This is a genomic window from Corynebacterium sp. MSK150 (assembly GCF_030229215.1).
In the GTDB taxonomy this organism is placed as follows: Bacteria; Actinomycetota; Actinomycetes; order Mycobacteriales; family Mycobacteriaceae; genus Corynebacterium.
In genome coordinates this window covers 23,542-44,082 of sequence record NZ_JASPHM010000018.1, presented here as the reverse complement: position 1 = coordinate 44,082, position 20,541 = coordinate 23,542, and the positions used below count along the sequence as shown (strand labels likewise).

The 20,541-nt window shown below is 49.2% G+C and carries 14 protein-coding genes and 1 tRNA gene; 12 read left to right on the top strand and 3 right to left on the bottom strand.

Annotation, left to right across the window (positions count from 1 at the left end; translation table 11 throughout):
• Window positions 1-208: 208 nt before the first annotated feature.
• Window positions 209-281, bottom strand: a tRNA-Asn gene (locus QP941_RS10435).
• 230 nt (window positions 282-511) lie between these two features.
• Between QP941_RS10435 and wecC the strand changes: the two genes are divergently transcribed.
• The 3 genes from wecC to QP941_RS10420 all read left to right on the top strand — a co-directional run bounded on the left by wecC (window position 512) and on the right by QP941_RS10420 (window position 4,908).
• On the top strand, window positions 512-1,777 hold the full coding sequence (gene wecC / locus QP941_RS10430) for a UDP-N-acetyl-D-mannosamine dehydrogenase (RefSeq protein WP_284868880.1): 1,266 nt from the start codon (window positions 512-514) through the stop codon (window positions 1,775-1,777).
• Between the two features lie 165 nt (window positions 1,778-1,942).
• Entirely contained in the window at window positions 1,943-3,274 is a 1,332-nt protein-coding gene (locus QP941_RS10425; protein WP_284868879.1) for a glycosyltransferase family 4 protein, read from the top strand.
• A 29-nt stretch (window positions 3,275-3,303) separates the two neighbouring features.
• Entirely contained in the window at window positions 3,304-4,908 is a 1,605-nt protein-coding gene (locus tag QP941_RS10420; RefSeq protein WP_284868878.1) for a glycosyltransferase family 4 protein, read from the top strand.
• Here the strand turns inward: QP941_RS10420 and QP941_RS10415 are convergent.
• Window positions 4,884-5,738: an ABC transporter ATP-binding protein gene (locus tag QP941_RS10415; RefSeq protein ID WP_284868877.1), complete on the bottom strand. Its 855-nt coding sequence runs from the start codon at window positions 5,736-5,738 to the stop codon at window positions 4,884-4,886. The two genes, QP941_RS10420 and QP941_RS10415, sit on opposite strands and share 25 nt — an antisense overlap.
• Entirely contained in the window at window positions 5,728-6,666 is a 939-nt protein-coding gene (locus QP941_RS10410; RefSeq protein WP_284868876.1) for an ABC transporter permease, read from the bottom strand. The genes QP941_RS10415 and QP941_RS10410 overlap by 11 nt, the downstream gene beginning before the upstream one ends.
• Window positions 6,667-6,997: 331 nt before the next feature.
• On the opposite strand from QP941_RS10410, the gene QP941_RS10405 reads away from it, so the two are divergent.
• The 9 genes from QP941_RS10405 to QP941_RS10365 all read left to right on the top strand — a co-directional run bounded on the left by QP941_RS10405 (window position 6,998) and on the right by QP941_RS10365 (window position 20,539).
• Complete coding sequence (locus tag QP941_RS10405) at window positions 6,998-8,923, top strand: CgeB family protein (RefSeq protein WP_284868875.1); 1,926 nt, start codon at window positions 6,998-7,000, stop codon at window positions 8,921-8,923.
• Window positions 8,924-8,932: 9 nt separating this feature from the next.
• Window positions 8,933-10,888, top strand: a complete 1,956-nt coding sequence (locus QP941_RS10400) for a glycosyltransferase (protein ID WP_284868874.1) — start codon at window positions 8,933-8,935, stop codon at window positions 10,886-10,888.
• 74 nt (window positions 10,889-10,962) lie between these two features.
• On the top strand, window positions 10,963-12,579 hold the full coding sequence (locus tag QP941_RS10395) for a heparinase II/III domain-containing protein (protein WP_284868873.1): 1,617 nt from the start codon (window positions 10,963-10,965) through the stop codon (window positions 12,577-12,579).
• 21 nt (window positions 12,580-12,600) lie between these two features.
• Window positions 12,601-14,001 carry a glycosyltransferase gene (locus QP941_RS10390; RefSeq protein ID WP_284868872.1) on the top strand — a complete coding sequence of 467 codons (1,401 nt, stop codon included), beginning with the start codon at window positions 12,601-12,603 and terminating at the stop codon, window positions 13,999-14,001.
• Between the two features lie 1,383 nt (window positions 14,002-15,384).
• The gene (locus QP941_RS10385) at window positions 15,385-16,542 is read left to right on the top strand and encodes a polysaccharide pyruvyl transferase family protein (RefSeq protein ID WP_284868871.1); all 1,158 of its coding nucleotides are present in this window, start codon (window positions 15,385-15,387) and stop codon (window positions 16,540-16,542) included.
• Window positions 16,543-16,580: 38 nt separating this feature from the next.
• Window positions 16,581-17,279 carry a DUF6270 domain-containing protein gene (locus QP941_RS10380; RefSeq protein WP_284868870.1) on the top strand — a complete coding sequence of 233 codons (699 nt, stop codon included), beginning with the start codon at window positions 16,581-16,583 and terminating at the stop codon, window positions 17,277-17,279.
• A gap of 277 nt (window positions 17,280-17,556) precedes the next feature.
• On the top strand, window positions 17,557-17,928 hold the full coding sequence (locus tag QP941_RS10375) for a hypothetical protein (RefSeq protein ID WP_284868869.1): 372 nt from the start codon (window positions 17,557-17,559) through the stop codon (window positions 17,926-17,928).
• A gap of 1 nt (window position 17,929) precedes the next feature.
• A complete protein-coding gene (locus tag QP941_RS10370; protein ID WP_284868868.1) occupies window positions 17,930-19,927 on the top strand; it encodes a glycosyltransferase in 1,998 nt (665 codons plus the stop codon).
• The gene (locus tag QP941_RS10365) at window positions 19,928-20,539 is read left to right on the top strand and encodes a hypothetical protein (protein ID WP_284868867.1); all 612 of its coding nucleotides are present in this window, start codon (window positions 19,928-19,930) and stop codon (window positions 20,537-20,539) included. It begins immediately after the preceding gene.
• Window positions 20,540-20,541 lie beyond the last annotated feature (2 nt).

Genomic DNA, 20,541 nt, shown 5'->3' with positions numbered 1-20,541 from the left:
CATGCGCTAAACCCCACCAACACAAAATGTCGTTTAGCCCGACACGCCGCAAAACAACACATTCTGTCGTTTAGGCCTCAAAACCAGGTTGACGATGGACTAATCATCTTAAACTTCCAAGTGACCGTGTAGAAGAATCACTAGCAGGCACATGGGTGGGCACAGCTAAAAACACCGCCGAGCAAATTTGCTTGGCGGTGTCTGTTTGCTCCTCCAACTGGGCTCGAACCAGTGACCCTTCGATTAACAGTCGAATGCTCTGCCAACTGAGCTATGGAGGAATACTTCGTTGGTAAAAGAACTGTTGTTCTCTGTGCAACGAGAATTAACTATATAGTGTGTGGCGGTTTTATTACAAATCGCCAGTTCACGAGGGGGTTTGCGTGGAAACGCTTGTGTAAGTTCCTTTGAACGCAGCTAGGTATTAGTCGAGTTTGAACTTTCATGCGGCGGAAGTTGCCGTAGGTGTCTAATATAGGGAGAGTTCGTATTGCACTGAGAAAGGTTTAGGATGGCCACTGAAATCAATTCCGCGACCAAGTTTGACTCGGTATGCGTTGTAGGGCTTGGGTACATCGGTCTCCCTACCGCAGCGTTCATTGCTTCTAAGGGTGTAAAAGTAACCGGTGTTGACGTCAACTTGGCATCTGTTGAGGCAATTAATAGGGGAGAAGTTCCTTTCTTTGAGCCGGGTTTCGATGCATTGCTGAAGCGTGTCGTGGATGAGGGCTACCTAGTGGCACAAACTGAGCAGACGGAGGCGGATGCTTACATTGTCTGTGTTCCTACTCCCTTCAAAGATGACTACAAGGTGGATACGAAATTCATCAACTCCGCTGCCGAATCTTTGGCGCCGCATCTTCGTCCGGGGGCTCTAGTTGTACTGGAGTCTACTTCACCTCCAGGTACCACTGAAGAAATGGCGAACTATATTCTTAAGCTTCGCCCGGACCTTTCCTTGAATGAAGACGATCCAAATGCCATCTTTATCGCTCATTGCCCAGAACGTGTCCTTCCTGGTCAAATCATGGAAGAAATGGAGAATAATGATCGGGTTATCGGCGGCTTGACGCCACGCGGTACTGAGATGGCCTGCGAGTTGTACGGAACTTTTTGCACGGCTGAGCTATTGAAAACTAATGCTACAACGGCCGAAATGGCAAAGCTTACGGAGAACTCATTCCGTGACGTAAACATTGCCTTTGCTAACGAGCTATCCCTGATTAGTGATCGACTTGGAATCGATGTTTGGGAACTGATTGAGCTAGCTAACCATCATCCGCGGGTCAATATTCTTCAACCAGGCCCCGGTGTGGGTGGCCATTGTATTGCCGTAGATCCCTGGTTTATCGTTTCCTCGGTTCCGGAAGAATCCAAGATTATTAAGACTGCTCGCGAAGTCAATGATGGCAAGCCTGAGTGGGTTATGTCCAAAGTGACCGAAGCTTTAAAGGACTTGGACAACCCAGTTGTTGCAGCCCTGGGCATTGCCTTCAAGAACGATATTGATGATCTTCGTGAGTCTCCATCACTGAACATTGTGAAACGTCTAGGAGAAGAAAATCCTGAGTTGGATGTCCGTGTGGTGGAGCCGAACGTAGACGAGCTCCCTGACTCCTTGTCAGCGATCGCGAATGTTAAGAAGCAGGATCTGCAGGGTGCAGTCGCAGAAGCAGACCTCATCCTTCTGCTTGTTAATCACAAAGAATTTTTGGAACTAGACCCCTCGAACCTAGAAGATAAGACCGTGATCGATACCAAGGGTATTTGGCGATAATTGCCGCAGCGGACGCGATAGCATAGGCTTTTTCGGCGGTCTGGAAAATAGTCCGAGGGCGCCGGAATAGACTTGTGGCCGATGCTAAGGAAGCCGTTTATCGGTTGTATGCTTCTATTAGTTGTAAAGAAGCAGGACTCTCGAGTGCCGTGAGTATTTAGATTGTTGGCAGAAGATATGGTGGATAGCGACGGATTGAAAGTTCTGGTTGTCTCCCAATACTGGTATCCAGAAAACGGTGTCCCGCAAAGGCGCTGGACTTGGTTAAGTCAGATACTGACTAACGCAGGCTATGAAGTCACAGTGATCGCTCCACCACCTCATTACCAGCGGAAGCTATCGCTTAGAGAGTGGTGGACCGAACGCAAAGAAGCTCGACCAGAAAATGTTCCTGGTCCATCTGGCGAAACCATTGTGCGGAGCGGTTTCATCCCAGAAGGAAACTCGTTAACGTTGCGTGCATTGAACCAGGCATCGGTCGCCTTAGGCATGGTTTGGCTAGCAATTCGAAAGCCAGCAATTCTTCAGGGCTATAGGCCGGATATCGTGATTGGCACCGTACCTGCACTTCCGACTTCTGTTGTAGCTGCAACCTTGGCATGTCTTTACCGTGCACCGTACCTAATAGATTTGCGCGATGCCTGGCCGGACCTGCTGCAAGAGGCAAACCAGTGGAATCGTGGCGTTGGCGAAAAATCAATGCGGGAGCGTGTTTTGTCGCACGGTCCGCTGCAATTAGTCACACGACTGACGCGCATAGTCATAGACCGAGTACTGGAAAATTCCAACGGAATTTTGGTCACCGCAGACTATTTGCGGAGACAGTTGCACGAACGGCCTGCCATTCAGCGTCGTGGAAAGAAAATTTCCACCATTCGAAATGTCTTTCCACCGAAGACTCCAGTTGCTCGAAAGCCTCAATTGTCAACTGCTAAGAACTCGTTAAACGTGCTATATGCAGGTACTTTAGGAAGAGCACAAAATCTGGCCAATGCAATTGAAGCGGCGAATATTGTTGCCTCCAAAGGAATTAACATTAACCTGCGCCTAGTGGGAGCTGGAGCTGCGCGCGATTCGTTGACGGAACTCATTTGCAACTCGGGTCGGCACGTATCTATTGAGAATAGGCGTCCTGCGGATGATTTAGCAGATTATTACTCTTGGGCGGATACTGCGCTTGTTCATTTGACAGACTGGGAGCCACTTACTCGAGTAGTGCCGTCGAAAACGTATGAGCTCATGGAAATTGGAATTCACATATCTGGTGCAGTGGCAGGTGAAGCAGCAGACTTAATCAGCTCGTTAGAAGCAGGAGACGTAGTTCCCCCTGAATCACCGGAAAAATTAGCGAGACTCTGGATCGAGCTCGCCCAGAACCCAGAACGGCTAAAAGTCTCTACAAAAGCGGCTGAGTGGGTAGCTCGAGAACGATCGCAAGTTGCACCGCCACGGCTGCTTACTGCTATTTCCAGAGCTGCTTTTGGCCGAAAAGGATAATTAGGTCCTGCGAGAGGATTTTATTTACATTGCTTGATCTGGCTTTTATCGCTCGCCAAGTCCGGATAGCAACCGGGGTTATTCGAGTGCGCTCGCTTGTTGATTCGCCGCAATTCTTTAGTTTGTTTGCCCAGAGAATTGAAAGCATGAACATTGTCGGGAAAAGCCCGATTGCCTCATTGCTCCAGCGCGTTGCTGAATTTTCAGAAAACCCGGTGGATCGAGCCGCAGCCGAAGGTCGGATTTCGGATGCGCTTCGTCTCGCGCAGGAAAGAAAGTGGGCACTACAGTTCCTTAGACCAAGACTTGAACAGCATTTGAGAGAACAGGCCCGTGAGCTTTACCTATCAGTTCCATACACCGACGAACACACAGCCAAACAAGCTAGGCTTGCCGAGAAAAAGGTAGCTAGCTTAACTCGAGTGCTTCACTTCTTGAACAATAGTGAGCCACACACCTCCTCTGGCTACACTGTCCGGAGCCAGGGAATCCTCCAAGCTCAGAAAAGTGCAGGCATCCAAACCCTGGCTGTTACTCGGCTGGGCTATCCAGCGGTTGTCGGACGGCTTGCACGTAGTAGGGAAGAACGGCATACGGGGGTTACTTACTTACGCTTAATGCCAAGAAGGTTTATTTCTTCTCCGGTGAAGGTTATAGAAATCACCGTTGAAATGCTTTCCCAACTAGCGAATAGCTTTACGCCAAATGTACTTCATACCACTACACCGTTTAGGAATGGACTTGTCATTTCTAGACTGGCGCAGGTGTTAAGGCTTCCGTGGGTATACGAAGTACGTGGTGAACCAGAGAAAACCTGGCTGGCTCGCCGTACCGCGATGGGAGAACAAGGTGCGGAAAACTCGGAATACTATCGCCTTTCGCGCTCACAAGAAACTAAGGTGATGCAATCGGCGACAGCGCTAGTTACGCTAAGCCATGTTCAACGCCGAAGCTTGATTGCCCGGGGAATTGACCCAGATAAGGTGTTTGTAATTCCCAATGCTATTTCCGAATCCGTAATTGACTATTCCACAGATGTAGGCACAGCCGAATACCGGGCTCGTCATAGAAGGAAGCTTGGACTTCCTCCTGATGTAGCGTTGATTGGAATAGTTTCGTCTTTAGTGGATTATGAAGGTATAGATGATCTCGTTCGCTCCATTGTCTACTTAAGTGATGATGTTGAATTGGTGGTTGTAGGCGATGGGACAAGTAGAAGTAGCCTCGAAGAGTTGGCAATGGAGCAGGGAATAGCAAGCCGAGTGCATTTCGTTGGCAGGCAACCAGCCGACGATATCCGAGATTGGTATTCTTGTCTCGATGTTTTCGTTGTCCCTCGCAAAAACGTAGAAGTCTGCAGGGCTGTAACCCCCATCAAACCTTTGATGGCTATGGCTGCTGGCTGTCCAGTGGTGGCAAGCGATCTTGAACCGCTTCGAGAGGTTACTGGTGAATTGGGGATTTATGTAGAGCCTGAAAACTCTCGCATGCTGGCAGAAGGTATTCGGCAAGCGCTCGCCCTCCCAGAAGGGCGTACGCAAGAAGCGTTGAACTTCGTTGAGGAACGAACTTGGACGCGCAATGCCGAGAAATATGCCCAAGTGTACGACTACTGCCGAAAATATTCGGGGTGAGTGTCGATGGTTCTAGCCAACTCGCTGTCGAAAACTATTTGGCGAGGCTGACCATATTTATTGCGTACGCGATTAATGATGGTATCCATTTTATCTGGACGCTTTAGAGCTGAGAAGTGGCTCCAAGCGCGGTAAGCATCAGCAACTTCATCGACCGGGCCATCGCAGACGAATTCGCCTTCATTAATCCAGATAGCTCTAGTGCAGTGTGCTTTGATGGCTGCTGGCCCGTGGGAAACTAAAAAGACTGTGCCTGCATCATCCAAAAAGCTATCCATTCGTTCCTTCGCCCGAGCAGCAAAAGTAGCATCGCCGGTTGATAAAGCTTCGTCGACCAAAAGGATGTCTCTTTTAACTGCGGTAGAAATAGCGAATCGTAAACGGGCGCGCATTCCTGAGGAATATGTGTTCAGGGGACGATCGATGGCCTCGCCGATGTCTGCCCACTCAGCTACAGGCATCTCGAGTTCAGCTACTTCAGCAGGAGTCAGTCCCATGGCAAGCAAACCAAGCCGGACGTTTTCGCGGCCAGAAAGGTGAGCTTGCAGTGCTGCGCCTACTCCTAACAAGGTTGGACGAGCGGAAACCCAAACTTCCCCGGAAGTCGGGGATTCATTTCCTGCAACAATGGAAAGGAGGGTCGACTTTCCTGAACCGTTTTTTCCTAAAAGGCCGATGGATTCGCCGGCGAAAGTCGCGAAAGAAATACCCTTGAGTGCTTCAACCTCGGTTCTCTTTCTGCGCGAAACGAGCGATCGACTGGAACCACCAGGGTACACGTAGTACGTCTTCTTAACATTTCGAAGTACGACAGTCGGCTTATCGGACACTGGCATATCGCTCCTCTGCCATCCAGAAATACACAAAACCAACCAATACAAGCACTACGGACCAAACAGTGAGATAAAGCCACATATGGAAAGGGGGAACGCTACCGTCCAAAACGCACATTCGAATTGCAGAAAGGAACTGGTAGATGGGGTTGGCTTCGACGATTGCCTTCAGCTTTGGAGCGGTGTCAAAGCGATCCACAGTGAAGAAAATACCGGAAACAAAAAACAGTCCACGCAGGCATACAGCAACTAGTCCTTTTAAATCAGGGACAAATGCAGTTGCTCGAGCGATAAACAGCATCGCGCCCGCAGTAAAAAGGTGAATTAGCACGAAAAGTGGGACTACCAGAATGATTGTCCAACTTGGAACCTTATGTGCCTGGAACAGCAAGGCGATGATAATTGCCATTATTGCCGGGACAATGTTGTCTAGAATGTGCTTTACTGACGCGGAAGCAACTAGAGCAGCCTTGGGAAAATGGAACGAAGTAATCATACTTCTCTCGGCTTGGATCAGCCCCGTACCTGCATTTAGTCCTTTGGTGATAAAGCCAAAATAGATTACTCCTATTACCAGAAAGCCGATGAAATTGTCCATGCCTCTGGATGTCTTGAGAATAAGCCCAAAGACTAATGCGTAAATTCCAACTTGGATAAGGGGGTTCAGGAAAATCCAGATATTTCCCAAAAACATGTCTCTGCCATCAGTGAGAGACTTGCTTTTCGACTCTGCCCAGATAAAAAATCGCCGTTGCCAAAGTTGAGCGATATAGTTCTTCAACGGCGGTCGCGGCTGTGTAGCTGTAAGCCCGGCGTCATCAATTTGAACTACTAGTGGCGGCCGACCTGTATCACTTTCCATAGGAGCCTTTGAACGATTTGGGCTTTGCGCCTTTTGGTATCGCGCGATTCTATGCCTTGCCACGAAGAAAATCCTTAGCAATCGGGATTAGTTCTGAACAAACCCAAGCGGGTAAGCCGCTATTTTGGTCACCGGTATTCGTTATGTATCCGGCAATGTTACTCCAGCAGTGTGGTCGGCGGTAATTGTGAGGACGCCGAAGATGCGAAAATCGGAAGCCTATGTCAAAGCTTTGCTGCTTTTCGATGTCCAGCATGAGCGCACATCCTAAGGTATCCTGAGCAAAGTTCATTTGTCCGCGAAAGCGAAAGACTTACTTGTGATACGACCTTCGAAAAATACCGTTTTGAGGCTTGGAGCATCTGTTGGATCTTCAGTTTTTACAACAGCAGCAGTGGGGCTGGCGACAAAAAAGTGGGCAGCAGCTTCGTTGGCAGGGTCCGCAGTGCTGGCATCCCAAACGTCTTCATTCCTCGGCGATCTGAACCTTGGCCGCGCAGTAAGTAAGACTCGGATGCTGACTGAGAAAGCACGACGTGAAATGCTATCCGGTCAAAGTATTGCTTCCCTTGAGTCCCAATTGTTAAGCATTCAGACCGTGGCTAAGGGGCTCCAAAGCAAGCCGAGCGACGCTGTAAAGTCGATTGCTAAGAAGGTCGAACCGAAGCCGTTTCCCGCTGCAGATCCTAAATCGCGTCGCACTGGAGCTCCAGTGAACCAAGTGGTTCCAAAAGCTGTTGCGGCGCGTGGTCGGGTGACAATCAACGGTGATGAAGCCGAGAAATGGGTGGCATCACGAACGGGGGGTGAATCCTTCACTCCCGCCGAATCTGATATCCCTAACCGCGCTGCAGCGGTGCCTTTCGCAAGTGAAGTCCCAGTCGCAATGATTGCCGATGACTTTACGTATTACTCTTTCCGCGAGGAATTTAAGACTCTTCGTTTAACGCCCTCTAACTGGAAATCGGTTTTTACTAAGCACAAGCCCCAGGTGTTTTTCTGTGAATCAGCATGGCAGGGGGGAAGCCCTCAAGAGCACCCATGGCAGGGAAAAATCTATGCGTCTGTGAGGTGGCCAAAGGAAAACCGTGCAGTACTTCTGGAGATTCTTGATTACTGCCATAAGAACAATATTCCGACTGTATTCTGGAATAAAGAAGACCCAACTCACTTCTCGGATCGTATTAACGATTTCCTCCGCACGGCTGCGCTTTTTGATTATGTTTTTACCACCGCCGCTGAATGTGTCGAGGGGTATAAGAAGGACGTGGGATGCAACTACGTCGACGTACTTCCGTTTGCGGTACAGCCGAAGCTGTTCAACCCGATCGGCATAGAAAATGCTTCTGATGCTGTAAATTTCGCGGGTACCTGGTATGGAATGTACCCCGAGCGGTGTGAGGCACAGGCCGAAATTATGGATCAAGTGCTCGATGCAGGATTAAGCTTGGTCATTTACGACAGGATGAAATCTAGTCCTAACCCTATATATCGTTATCCTGAACGGTTCGAAAAGTTTACCCGTGAACCAATTGTTTACGAGGAGACCGCTAAGGCTTATAAAGAAGCAAAATACGGAATCACCATGAATACCGTGGCAGACTCTGACACGATGTTTGCGCGCCGAGTCTTTGAGCTGGCGGCTTCGGGTTGCGTTGTTTTGTCCAATGAAGCCAAGGGAGTGCGGAACTTCTTTGGGGATTCCGTAATTTATGCTGACTCGAATCCGCAGACTTTAAAAAACCTCACCCCTGAGTCGTATCGAGCCCTGCAGCGGAATGCTATGAATGTCGCGCTGCGAAACACCTACACTCATCGAGCGGAAACTATTTTGGAGGCTGTAGGAGTCAACTTCCAGAAGCGACTCCAGGCTCCCGCGATGGTTGCGCATGTCTCCACATTCCAGCAATTCGATGAACTTGTAGAGGCTTTCGAAGAATCGAGCGGTTACAAGGAACTACTTGTTATTGTCCGCGAGAGTGCCGAACAAAGTCTAGAATTTAAACTTCTTCAGAAGAGAGTTCCAAACGTCACCATTCTGAATGCTCGTAGCATTGAGAATGATGAGTACCGCACCCGTAGCTTCTTGAGCGCAGACAAATTCGTCTACAGCAGCAATGCAAAGGCACTTCCGGCGACGGAAGAATTGGAAGAACTACAGTTGCACACCGCGTATTTCGACGGACAAATTCGCTTCACAAATGAGGGCGAACAGCCATATATCGTTGAAGAAGCACCGCTATCCGACGGCACCCTGACGTCAGCGCAATTCTTAAAGGACGCTCTGCGCGGCGGTACCGTCCCTACTTTCCGCATCTAGTGAGGAAAAATGAGCACTCTTGATCTAACTATTGCGATCCCAACCTATAATTCCATCGCTAAGATGGACGAAACTATTGAGTCTCTGCGTAAAACCAGCCGAATGGTTGCCTGTGAAGTCATTTTTATTGACGACTGCTCGAAGGACGACACCTACGATCGGTTAGCAGAAATTTGTGAAAATGAGAGCAACTGGAGCGTATACCGGCTCGAAGCAAACTCAGGCTCCGCTGCAGCTCCGCGAAACCGTGGAATTGAGCTAGCAAAAGGCACATGGATCTATTTTCTCGACTCAGACGACGTTTTAGAACCAAGGGGCATTGAAGATGCCCTTCGAACCGCAAAGAAGTATAACTATGACGTAGTCCGCACTTCTTTGAGTGTTCGAATGGGTGATGGATCAGAACGAGTAGGGGATAGAATCCCTCGGTGGGATACTCTAAAGAGCCCAGTCGAACGCATTCGTGCGATTACTAAGTACCAAAGCCTGACCTGTAGTTTCTTTGCCAAGACTGAGCTGATCCGGAAACAACAAATTCGTTTTGACGAAAAACGTCGGATTGGCGAGGATATCAAGTTCACCTCTGAGGTGTTGCTTCACAGTCAGCGAATCGGCTACCGCGCGCTGCCTTCGAGAACCTACGTGCGCAATTCTGTGGGTGAGGAATCCGTAACTCAGAAAATTAACTCCGACCAGTTTGCGGACTTTGTGAAGTCTTGGAATGAAGTTGAGGAAAACCTTTCAGAAATTGGCATATCCTTTGTAGCCGAACATGGTTTTTCCGCGGTGCAGTACGCACTCCGTCAATTTGTTTGGTTCCGGTCTGAAAGGCTTAGTGAAGAGGCTTTCGAACTGTTCGCTGATTTTGCTCAAAGGCACAAAGCAAGCCTGCGTTCGTTCAACTTTCAGCCACGCTACCAAGAAATTGTGGAAACCGTCATTCAACGTGACCGGGCCGCTTTCAATGAAGCAGTGAAGCTTAGAGTGCTGGTCGCCGGCCATGATCTAAAGTTCATGGGAGCAATTGAGGAGAAGTTTGGGGAAAACTTCCCGCTCAAACTAGACAAGTGGGACGGGCACCGGGGCCATGATGAAAAGCGCTCTAAAGAACTGCTCAATTGGGCAGATTTTGTATGGGTCGAATGGCTGCTTGGCGCGGCCGTTTGGTACTCCAAAAAGCTTCGCGGTGACCAACGCCTCGTCGTTAGAGCTCACCGCTCCGAAGTGACTGTTGATTACGGAAAGGAAATTCATCTAGACAAGGTCAGCGCGATCATTTCCATTGCGCCCCACGTACTGGGCGATATTGCTGACAAGTTCGACATCCCCAGAGAAAAGCTTTGGCTAATTCCTAACGCGCTTGACGTCGATGGATATGAGTTAGGCGTGTATGACGCGGATCGGCGCAAGAAGATTGCCATGGTGGGAACTGTTCCACGTCTGAAAGGGTACAAAAAGGCCATAGAGGCAGTTGCTCAACTTAAGGATGAGTTCCCTGAGGTCGAGCTGCACATCTATGGCAAGCGGCCGGAAGAGCTTGAATGGGTATGGAAGAAGCCAGAAGAAGCGAGCTACTACTCTGATTGCCAAAAGCTCGTTGAGGATTACGGACTCCAGCAAAATATTAAGCACCACGGGTGGGTCGATACTAAACAGGAGCTGTGTGAAGTCGGCGTTGTCATTTCGATGAGTGATTTCGAAGGTATGCAGGTCTCTGTTGCCGAGGGCTTCTGCTCGGGAGGTCTGGGCATGACCTTAAATTGGCGTGGAGCTGAGCAAGGCTATCCACAAAAATGGGTTTTCAATTCTGAAGAGGAGATGACCGACGCACTGGCTGCGGTCATACGTGGAGATGTGGACCTCGAAACAGAATCAGCTGTAGGTCGAGATCTAATGCGTTCTTTGTATTCGATTGACCAAGTCTGGCCAAAAATTGAGGAATTAGTTAAAGCCGTGCGTGCTTAGACATTCCTTTTGGGGAACAGATTGTCGGTTTAGAAGATTAGCCGGCAATATTAGGTCGGTGAAGAAAGGTACAAATGACTCACGCAGCCGAGTATTGGATGAGATTTCCTGATGGTTCTCCCGATAGGTGGGATGTTCGTCAAGCGGGACGTTCTTGGGAAATATCCTTTCCTAACGGCGGAAGGATTTCAATCGATACTGCAAATCCACGGATAGAATTCGACGGTGAGTTTGCCAAAGATAGAGATTCGTCTCGCCTTTGGGCTAATTCCCTTCGCTATGTGGTTCCAATTCTGGGCTCGGGTGATGTCGACACAGTCTGGGCGCTGGTAAGCCAGCTTCGGATGCATCTGGCTAAAGATCCTCGTGGAAAAGACGGTCAGTTTAGCGGAAGTCTCGATCATCAGTATGCGTTGATATTGCGAACCCTATGTGAACTTCGCGCTTGGCTAGTCGCAAATGTCGAAGAAGTAGGCGAGAGTGAGGTGAAAGAGGACGTCCTTAAAGAATGCGTCGCTCGGATTTACGGCCACGTTGATACTTTAGGGCTCTTGAGACCTAATAACCACGGTGTAATGCTCGCTATTAGCATGCTCCATTCTTCTTATATGTTTCAAGAGGCAGGGTCCAGAGAACGCCAAGAGAAGGTTTCTAAGTTTCTGTTAGATACCCTTAACGAGGTTTTGGGACGAGACGGTGTTGCTAACGAAAATACTCCTGTTTATCAGGCTTTTTACGTTAAACTACTGGAAAGCATCGCCGACTTTCAAATGTGGGCTCATGGTTCCGTAAAGTCTGAATTTGCTGAGCTTCACGAGCTAGCGACCAAGGCATACCGCCGAATGCTCCTTCCGAATAGGGCAGTACCGCCGCTTGGAGATGCTTCTTACTCACAGCAATCTGCCTTTTCGCCTTTACCAGGTCTTTGGTGCTCTAAAGAAAATGGCCTTCTTGTAAGCTCAAATGAACGTACATATTTTTCTTTTATCTCAGGCTACCGTGGGGTCTTCCATAAACAGCTTGATGACTCATCGGTTTTTCTCTGGCATAACGGCGACGCACTTATACAAGACGCAGGCTTAGTATCCTATGACTCGCAAAATGACATAGCAGTCGCTGCGCGTGGTCAGCTGGGCCATTCTGGCGTGTTCTTTAAGGAATATGACGCTTTACGGGCGGAAAAAGTGATCGCCTACGGGCCTCGTACTCGGCAGGTTTCTGCCGGGATCGACCTGCGAAAATCCAATGCACCTTTTGATTTTCAGGTCTTGGGTACCTATGCCTATCGAGGGGTTAGAGTCGATAGGACGGTGACCTGGGTAGACTCGAAGCATTTTATGCTTCGTGATTCGGTTTCATCTAAGGGTGACGCAAAGACTCCGGTTTCACGCTTTCTTCTAGATCCCTCGGCATCAGTCGAAATTACGGGTAAGGGAGTTGTTGTTATCCGGACCCCTCGGGCGTGGATGACCTTAACGAGTTCGTTGGGCAACGTAGATGTAAAGGTGGTACGCGGTGTCAGGCGGAAACCTGGTCTCCCGGCTGGATTCTTGGCACCAAAGAATTATCAGTCAACGCCAACTTCGATGCTTGAGTTCCCGATTCCTCTTAATGAAGATCAATCAGGAAAGCAGCTTTTCCGTGTAACCTTTGGCAGTGTAGAAGAACCCGTGCAGTCCTGGGCGAGCTAAATAATTCCTGTAGGAGTACTTTTGTTTATTGGTCAAACCCGATTCAGTCTTTTTAGCCCTGGGGCTACAGATTGGGTAGTTAGTTCAGGCGGCCGCTTCCGTAGCAGTGTAGTCTATTTAGACTATTTGTATTCAGATGAACGGATGGCGCTGAGAGCCGAGATTTTTTTCGAGCACTCGATTCCAATGCTCGCCCGTTCGGCTAAGCGGCACAAGCTTATACATGTCATCTCTTACTCGGATAATCTTCCGGATAAGTACCAGGAGAGACTTGAGGCCGAAGCGGAGAAACACCGATTTCTAGTTTTAGATAAGCGTCCAGCCGGTGAGGGTGCAACACCTTGGCAACAATTGCTTGATGAGCAAATTGAAACCGGAGAAATCATCGGGTTCTATCGACTCGATGATGACGACCTCTTGGGGGACGACTTTTTCGATGATATGAGCGCTTACATCGAAGAGCCATTTGTGACAATGGTAGTCTCCTTTGGCAGTGGCTATACGGCCATTGTCGATGGTGAAGAAATTATTTACCCTAGGGCTATTCAATGGCCGAAAATTGCAATCGGCCTAACTTACATCCATCAGAAAATTGGTCCAGGAGATTTCGTAGGTCCAAACTACAAGGGCGGGCATAATCAGGTTGACCGTTACAACCCAGTAGTCCTTGATTCTCGAAAGCCAAGCTACTTCTGGCTTCGCTCCCCAGAACAAGACACGCTTACTAACGTTCCTTCGGCACAAAGGATTGCCCACCTAGTAGAGAAGCTCCACAATTTACAGTTACCGAACCGAAAAGAACTGCAGCGCCTTTTCCCGACACTTGATTCGGTTCGATTTCCTGCGAAGCAAATTTTGCTCGATTCGGAAAAGAAGATTGAACGGTCTGAGAGTTTCTTGTTCGAATCTCCCGCTTCAACCTTTTCCGTTGAGTTTGACTATCGTGCAAGCAAAGGGGTAGAGAGGCGAAACTACATTCTGCAGTTCTCTATGGTCAACAACGATGGAACCCAGCTTCCAGGTTCTGCTCCGGCTTTTATGGAAGAGACTGAACAAGCGCAAACTGAAAAACCAATCAAAGTTGAAGGGCTATCGCTCTCATCCAATCCCGCAGTGGGGTACTTTAAATACATTCCGCTAAGGGCAGGCAACCGGTCGGGCTCAATTTCGATCAGATTGCCAGACGGAATGAAATGTAATGGACTCGTGGTTCGCGAGTGGAAGAAGCCCCCACGTCCTGTTCTATTTAAAAACCTTAGAGTAGAAATCGAAGATGACAGCAAACGAAATCAAGCTCGACCAAATTACCGTAGCTCTGGGCGTGAAAAACTCTGGGCCGCTATCGGACGAATACAATTTCAAAATTCTCGAAGGATATTGCGAGGTTCCCCAAAATACAGAGCTATCTTTGGATCACACTGATCCACTAGACTTTTACTGGCAGTCACGCTACGGGGATTATTTTCCGTTTCAGTTTGGTCAAATAATTGGCGGTCAAACCCCAGTGGATAGATCCACAGGGCGGGTTCACGTTTTCGGTTCGAGTACGCAGGCTCTTGACCTAGCTTTCATCGTCAAGACCCCGGGGTTTTCTCAAGTCCGCCAAGGTCGGTTCATTCACGTAGTGGATTCCGATGGAGTACGAAAAGCGGAAATTGAACTTAGTACTTTAGCTTCAACTGACATTAAAAACGTAGGTGCGAAAAGGACCGAAGAACCTGCATCCGCATTGGCGTACCCGTTTGGAGAGCACACAGAGTTTGAGCATTCTCTAAGAATTCGCACCAGAGATTTCGTAATCAACGAGCGCTCTTTCGATCTGCTGCAACAGGTTGAAACTTTTGAAGGCGAAGTTCCGGTTCGCTATCTAAAAATCCCTGGAACGAGCCCAGAAATCGCTTTTGTGTTCTCTGCCATGTCATCAGTCGGAGACTTAACATTTAATTACAAGTCATCACTGCAAGAGTTTACGGGCACGCAGTATTACATATTGGATGATTCACGGGAGCAAGGTGCTTATTACCTGTGTGAAAACCGTGATTTCAAGATTGCAAAGTCCGTGCAGTCTTTCCTCCGGGGCGTCATTGCAGAGAGCTCAGTAAGCACCGATGATGTTTACTACTTTGGATCTTCAAAAGGTGCAACGGCAGCTACGTGGCACGGCTTGACTCTCGGTTCGGGAAATATCGTCGTAGCAGCTCCCCAGTTTCTGATCGGCAACTTCTTGCGGAAGCCTCATCCGGGAATCCTGCAGTACATGACAGGTGGGCGAAGCCAAGAAGATATTGATTGGTTAAACAAGGCATTTGAGCGCACTGTCGATCCATCGCTTTTCCGCGGGAAGGTGAGAATCATGGTGGGAGATAAGGATCCGCACAGAGAGTCCCATGTACCTGCTCTCGTAGACTTTCTTAGGAGAGGTGGTGCAGATGTTGAGACGCTTCCCGTAATGGGCGCTAATCATGGTGAAACTGGGTTGGTCTATGCGTCGATGCTCAGGACTTTTTCTGCCCAAAATGGAAATGAGTACCGTGCCTTTTACGCAGTGTCGCGTGTGGGTGAAGCATTGCGTCTTACAGTATCGAGAATGCTTTCTCATTCACACCTGGCCGTACGAGTACACCGTGGAAACGAGCAATTTTCCATGGAATGGTATAACGCCTCCCATACTTGGCAGTGGGACAAGTTCCCTACGGGGAGTGTCGTTTTCCGAATCTATGAGAAGAAGTCTGGGGAGTCTGAACCGCAGATTGCCTATACCACTAAGCGTTTGCATACCGACGCCGTAGAAAGCAGGAAGTACTAGTGAATTCGACTATTGCGACTAACGGAATCCGTTTAGACCTACCTATCGAGTTTCCACTCGAAATTCCAGAAAATTCTGGCAATATCATCCATGGAAATGCCCCCCGCAACTTATTTGGTAACACGATGTCTACCTTGGAGACGTCGTGGCGGCGCATCACTCCATCTGGAAAATTTCGCGAGTATGTGAGCGAGAACTGTTCCCATCTAATCATTACGATGGCGAATTTCTTCAGGGTCGGAGATTTTTCGCCCACAATGAGGAAGCGGTATGACTATTTTTCTCGTGCGCTAGATGGCTATGACAAACCCATCATTCTCTTCGGGCTAGGGTCTCAAGCCAAGGAAGGCGCTCCGATTGGTCCTGATGCACTTCCGATTGAAGGGCAACGATGCCTGAAGAAGATTATCGAGAAAACTGCAGCTGTATCAGTCCGAGGCGATTACACTCGGAAATTGATCGAGTCAGTGACTGGGCCGGCAGAGGGCCAAATTTTTGTTACTGGTTGTCCAAGTTACTTCAGTCGGCCGGAAGCATTTGTACGGATGCAAGAGCGGTTAGAAAATCCAACTTCTTGGCGCGCCACGGCAGTCAACGTGACTAACTACGCTCGAGAAGCTGACCAGTCATTGATTCAACAAGCCGTGGATAAGGACCTGTACCTAGTAGAACCGGAAAATAAGTTTGTGCATGGCTTCTACGTCGAGAGCATGCGAAGCGGTACTACCTTGAAACCGCCGGAGGTTCTAGATTTTGTCAATTCAAATGACCCTGGGCGTGAAAGCAAGCTAAAGAACTTTATAACTACTCGGTACCGACTATTTCGCCATTTCGAACCGTGGATTGATTTCAACCGGGAGTTTGTCTCGGCGACTATTGGCACTCGCTTCCATGTCAATATGGCTTCGTTTTTATCCGGGGTACCTGCGGTTTGGGTTACCCATGACGCTCGAACTGTAGAACTTACTGAAACGCTTTCGCTGCCTTCAGTTCCACTGAGCAAGCTGAAAACGGCTCCGGTTGAGGAACTCATCGAGTGCGCTGATTTTGATAGTTTTTTCCGGAACGTTCCCAAGAACTTTGAACGATTCAACGAGTTCCTCAATGCTGCAGGACTGCCTCTTGTTAAAACTCCTCAATTGACAGCTAAAGCATAATGGAATTTTGAAATAGTTATTTCTCAAAGGTGGAACCGTTGAAGGTATCAGTATATGGAAGCTGCGTCGCCCGCGATGTCGTTAGAGTAGCTGAAGAATATCTTGAACTGGAGGGCTATTATGCGCGGAGTTCTTGGATTTCGGCTACAACAAAGCCAGTAGATTTACCAGAGCAGAAGTCGAAACTAGACAGTGCCTTCCAGCAAAGAATGGTTGAGTATGATTTGCAGTCGCGTGCTCTGAGTGGCGTGAAGGGGTCTGAATGCCAAACGATCATGCTGGATCTAGTTGATGAGCGATTGGGCGTTTACCCGACCAATAGCGGGGGGTATGTGACTTGGCTAAACGAGCTCAACCATTCCGGGTGGTTGCCGGCTATCCCGCACGGGAAGCTAATCGAGTTTGGCTCCGATGCCCATTTTGAGTTATTTGCTGGCGCAGTGCCTAAAGTTGCGGAGGCACTGGCAGACAAACATGCAGTTCTTCTGAAGTTCGACTTTGCCGCGAAAACTCTCGGAGGGGAAGACGTTCCCGAAACGAATGGTCGACCCGCGAAGTGGTGGAATGAAGCATACTCACGGTATTACGATGCGGTGAGTGCGGCTGGGATTGAGATTATGGAGGTCCCCGCAGAGCTTTGCTTATCGACGAAAGAGCATAGGTGGGGTAAAGCTCAATATCACTATCAGGATGATTTCTATTTCTGGGTCGCTGAAAACCTGAAGACCAGGAAGTGAAGTTTTGGAGTTGAACCCGAAACCCCTCGGATAGGAGGGGTGACTGACCAAATCTGCTTTCTCAATCGAAACTAATAGCAGAGAGATAGCGTCACCTGGACAACTTTTTTGGGGTATCGTGCACGTCGAGTCGATCGAAAATAGTCTGTGCGTTTCATGTCCAAATCGGCTACAGTTAGCAAAGTACTCGACCGCATCGAGGGATAAAAGGTCTTTGATGTTTTTCGCTTTCGGAGCGGTCGTTTGTTCCCTAATTGACCAGATAAAGGATTTACCCTTGAAGAAAATTTTCAAGATTCCTGAAGGGGTACAGGAATTTCGTGTTCTCGTCGAGACCACTCGACCGCTTGAAGCAAAGGATTTTATCGTCCGAGTCTCTGATGAGGAGAAGGCTCCGGAAGAAGGCAAGACAAACCTCAGCTGGTCACCGGGTCTGAGAACTCACTTTCATTATTGTGGGGTCCGGAATATCACGGGGTGGGTCGAGCTTCGAGCATTCATATGGGACACGTCCTCTGATCATTTGACTGTTGAAATTACGAATTGGCAGTCCAAAGATTTGGATGATTCCGTGCTTGACTTCCAGCTAGGCGCTGCATTGCCGGCCCAAGAAGCTAGCCGTGTAACAATAATCGGTAAGGAGCTTTAGGGTGGACGTATCAGTAGTCATTGGTTTTAGAGACTGGGGCATTCAGCGCCTGCGTCTGGCGGTTACCAGCATTCAGAACTCTTTCAATGGTATCGATGGTGAGGTAGTCCTATCTGATTACGGTTCGAGCAGCCGTCAGGAGACCGAACAATTAGCAGCAGAGCTTGGCATTTCGTACGTATACACTCCGAGGACTGGCCCATGGTCAAGGTCGCGAGCATTGAATGCAGGCTTTGCCATTGCCTCTGGTGACTTCTTAGTCTCTACCGATGCCGATATGGTCTTTTCCCCCCGATCGTTTGAAAGGATTGTAGAGATAGCGAAGGGAAATCCGACCGCTGCCTACTTCCTGCAGTGCCGGGATTTGCCGGAGTATATGACAGATGACTGGGTTGCGGCACATCCTTCTGATTGGGACAGAATGGAAGCGGCGAGCCGACCTCGTCCGCGATGGGGAATGGGCGGCATGATGGCTATCTCTCGTCGTGGGTTTAACTCCATTCGAGGATTTGATGAGCGTCTTCACACTTACGGCGGAGAAGACCTTGATTTTGCTCAGCGCGCGCGCAGAGCGGGATATAAAACTCTTTGGATTGAGGACCCCGGTGTGCGCATGTACCACATGTGGCACCCTCCGACAGCCAAGGCAGTAGCAAAGACTCCAGAAGGGGTCAAAGCTGTACAGGACAACCGAAACGTTGTTTACAACGACAAGACTTTCGTCCGCAATTTCGTCGACTGGACTTACCGGCCCGCTTTTGCAACGCCTTTAGTGACTGTAGCTATTGCTACTAAAGACCGCGCCGATATTATTGGTGAGACGATTCAATCGATTCTTTTCCAAAGTGTTCAAGACTTCGAAATCGTCGTCGTTGACGATGGTGGCTCCGATAACCTCAAAGAGGTGCTCGACTCTTTCGAGGATCACCGGATTCGCTATTTCCACCAAAAGCAGAAGGGCATTTCTGCTGCGCGAAACAAGGCACTTGATGCCTCCAAGGGTCTGTACACTGCAGTAATTGATGATGATGACCTCATGCATCCTCGTCGGCTCGAATGGCACCTCGAGGCGCTCAATGAGGGTCTTGATGGCAACGTTGGTTCATTTATGAACTTCCAGGACGATTCGGGTGAGCTGGAACTTCAAATTTCGATGGTCCCAGCTGTATACACGGCCTTCGAAAAGGGGGCGGCACCAGGACACGGCACGTGGTTTATCCGTACTGACGTACTCCGTCGGTTCAAGTACGACGAAACCATTTCTAGTGGAGTCGACAACAATATTATGCTCAGGATGCTTCGCGCCGGAGTACGGCTCGGGCATACAGGAAAGCCTGTCACTCTAAGGCGGCAGCATTCTCGCCAGGTTACGGTGACTGACAATAAGAATCAGTCGGATGCGGCAACTTCGGCACTTGCGTTTTTTAAATGGAACCTCAGCAACTGGACCAAAAAGCGGTTGGAAGAACAGCGAAGCCACGAAGGTGCTTGGCCAAAGGTCGAAGACCGGGGAGCGTTGGTTGATGAGGCCCGGGCATATCTTCCAGATCACCTCGTCGAGCGAACCGTGGATGTGTGGTCTGAGAAGGTAATCCCACAGGAAGGCTGGGATGGGGCAGTGAGTTCGTTCAGCGTTGAAATTGATGGCCTGGGAACAACTTTCGTCAGTAAGATTGATGGGGCAAGCTACGCTGACATGGTAAAGCTCCGCCAGCTAGGACTCGACTTCTCGGCTAGGCCCGATCGTGACGACAAACCGGCAAGTTGGCTTTCCTCAGTTTCGGCCTTGATGTCGGCGAAGGCACAAGATTCGGACTTCGTCGTCGTTCTCCCGGACGACGCGCAGATTCCTGCTGATGACGTAGAAAGATTCACCGGGCGAGTGCTTAAGGAGCGGGGAGAACTTAGCTTTTCAGCCCTCATCCTGCCAAAAAAGTCCGAGTACGACCTTCCGGCTGGGAGCTTCGTCTTGGGGAATACCTATTTTGGAGTCAAGTAGATGAAATTTACTCAACAGACGAATTCACTCGGTCAGTTTAGCTTTGGTTGGGAACGTACTGAGTACGATGCTTTTCCGCCAGCTGAGTTTTTCACCGCAGATCATGCGCCTCGGTCTGTGAACCCGGATAGGCGGGCAGTCGCCTTGACACTTATCTTCGCCCCTTGGGTGGGGGATGAGATGAGCGTTCCAGGGCGAATTGGGCCGAATACGGCTCACGAAATTCGCGAATATACGAACTCGACAACTAACCACATTGGACCAATTGAGTACTATCCAAAAGGTCTGCCTATAGGAGTATCGCAGGGTGCTTTATTCAATGAATTGGGCGAAGGCGTCGATTTTAAGTCTCGAGCACTTTATGACCTGCCTAGCCATGAGTTCAACGGAGCTCTTCGCTCGCTGAATTCTCTAGCCGTAGGTACAAATAGCTTCATGTTTAAGAGGCATGAGAACGACGTGTTGCCCAGCATCGGTGCGGCCGTGCTTTTCGCAGAAGACTTAGGGCTCGATGAAATCGTAATCAACCAACAAATTGATGACAGTACTCTAAAGGCTGTACAGCGTCTGTTATCGGCAGTTCGGCTCGGATTGTCGGTCAGCAATATCTAGGG

Bases quoted from the DNA above. Each gene is read 5' to 3' on its own strand.
- wecC (WP_284868880.1), top strand. From the start codon at position 512: ATGGCCACTGAAATCAATTCCGCGACCAAGTTTGACTCGGTATGCGTT.
- QP941_RS10400 (WP_284868874.1), top strand. From the start codon at position 8,933: ATGAGCACTCTTGATCTAACTATTGCGATCCCAACCTATAATTCCATC.
- QP941_RS10395 (WP_284868873.1), top strand. From the start codon at position 10,963: ATGACTCACGCAGCCGAGTATTGGATGAGATTTCCTGATGGTTCTCCC.
- QP941_RS10365 (WP_284868867.1), top strand. From the start codon at position 19,928: ATGAAATTTACTCAACAGACGAATTCACTCGGTCAGTTTAGCTTTGGT.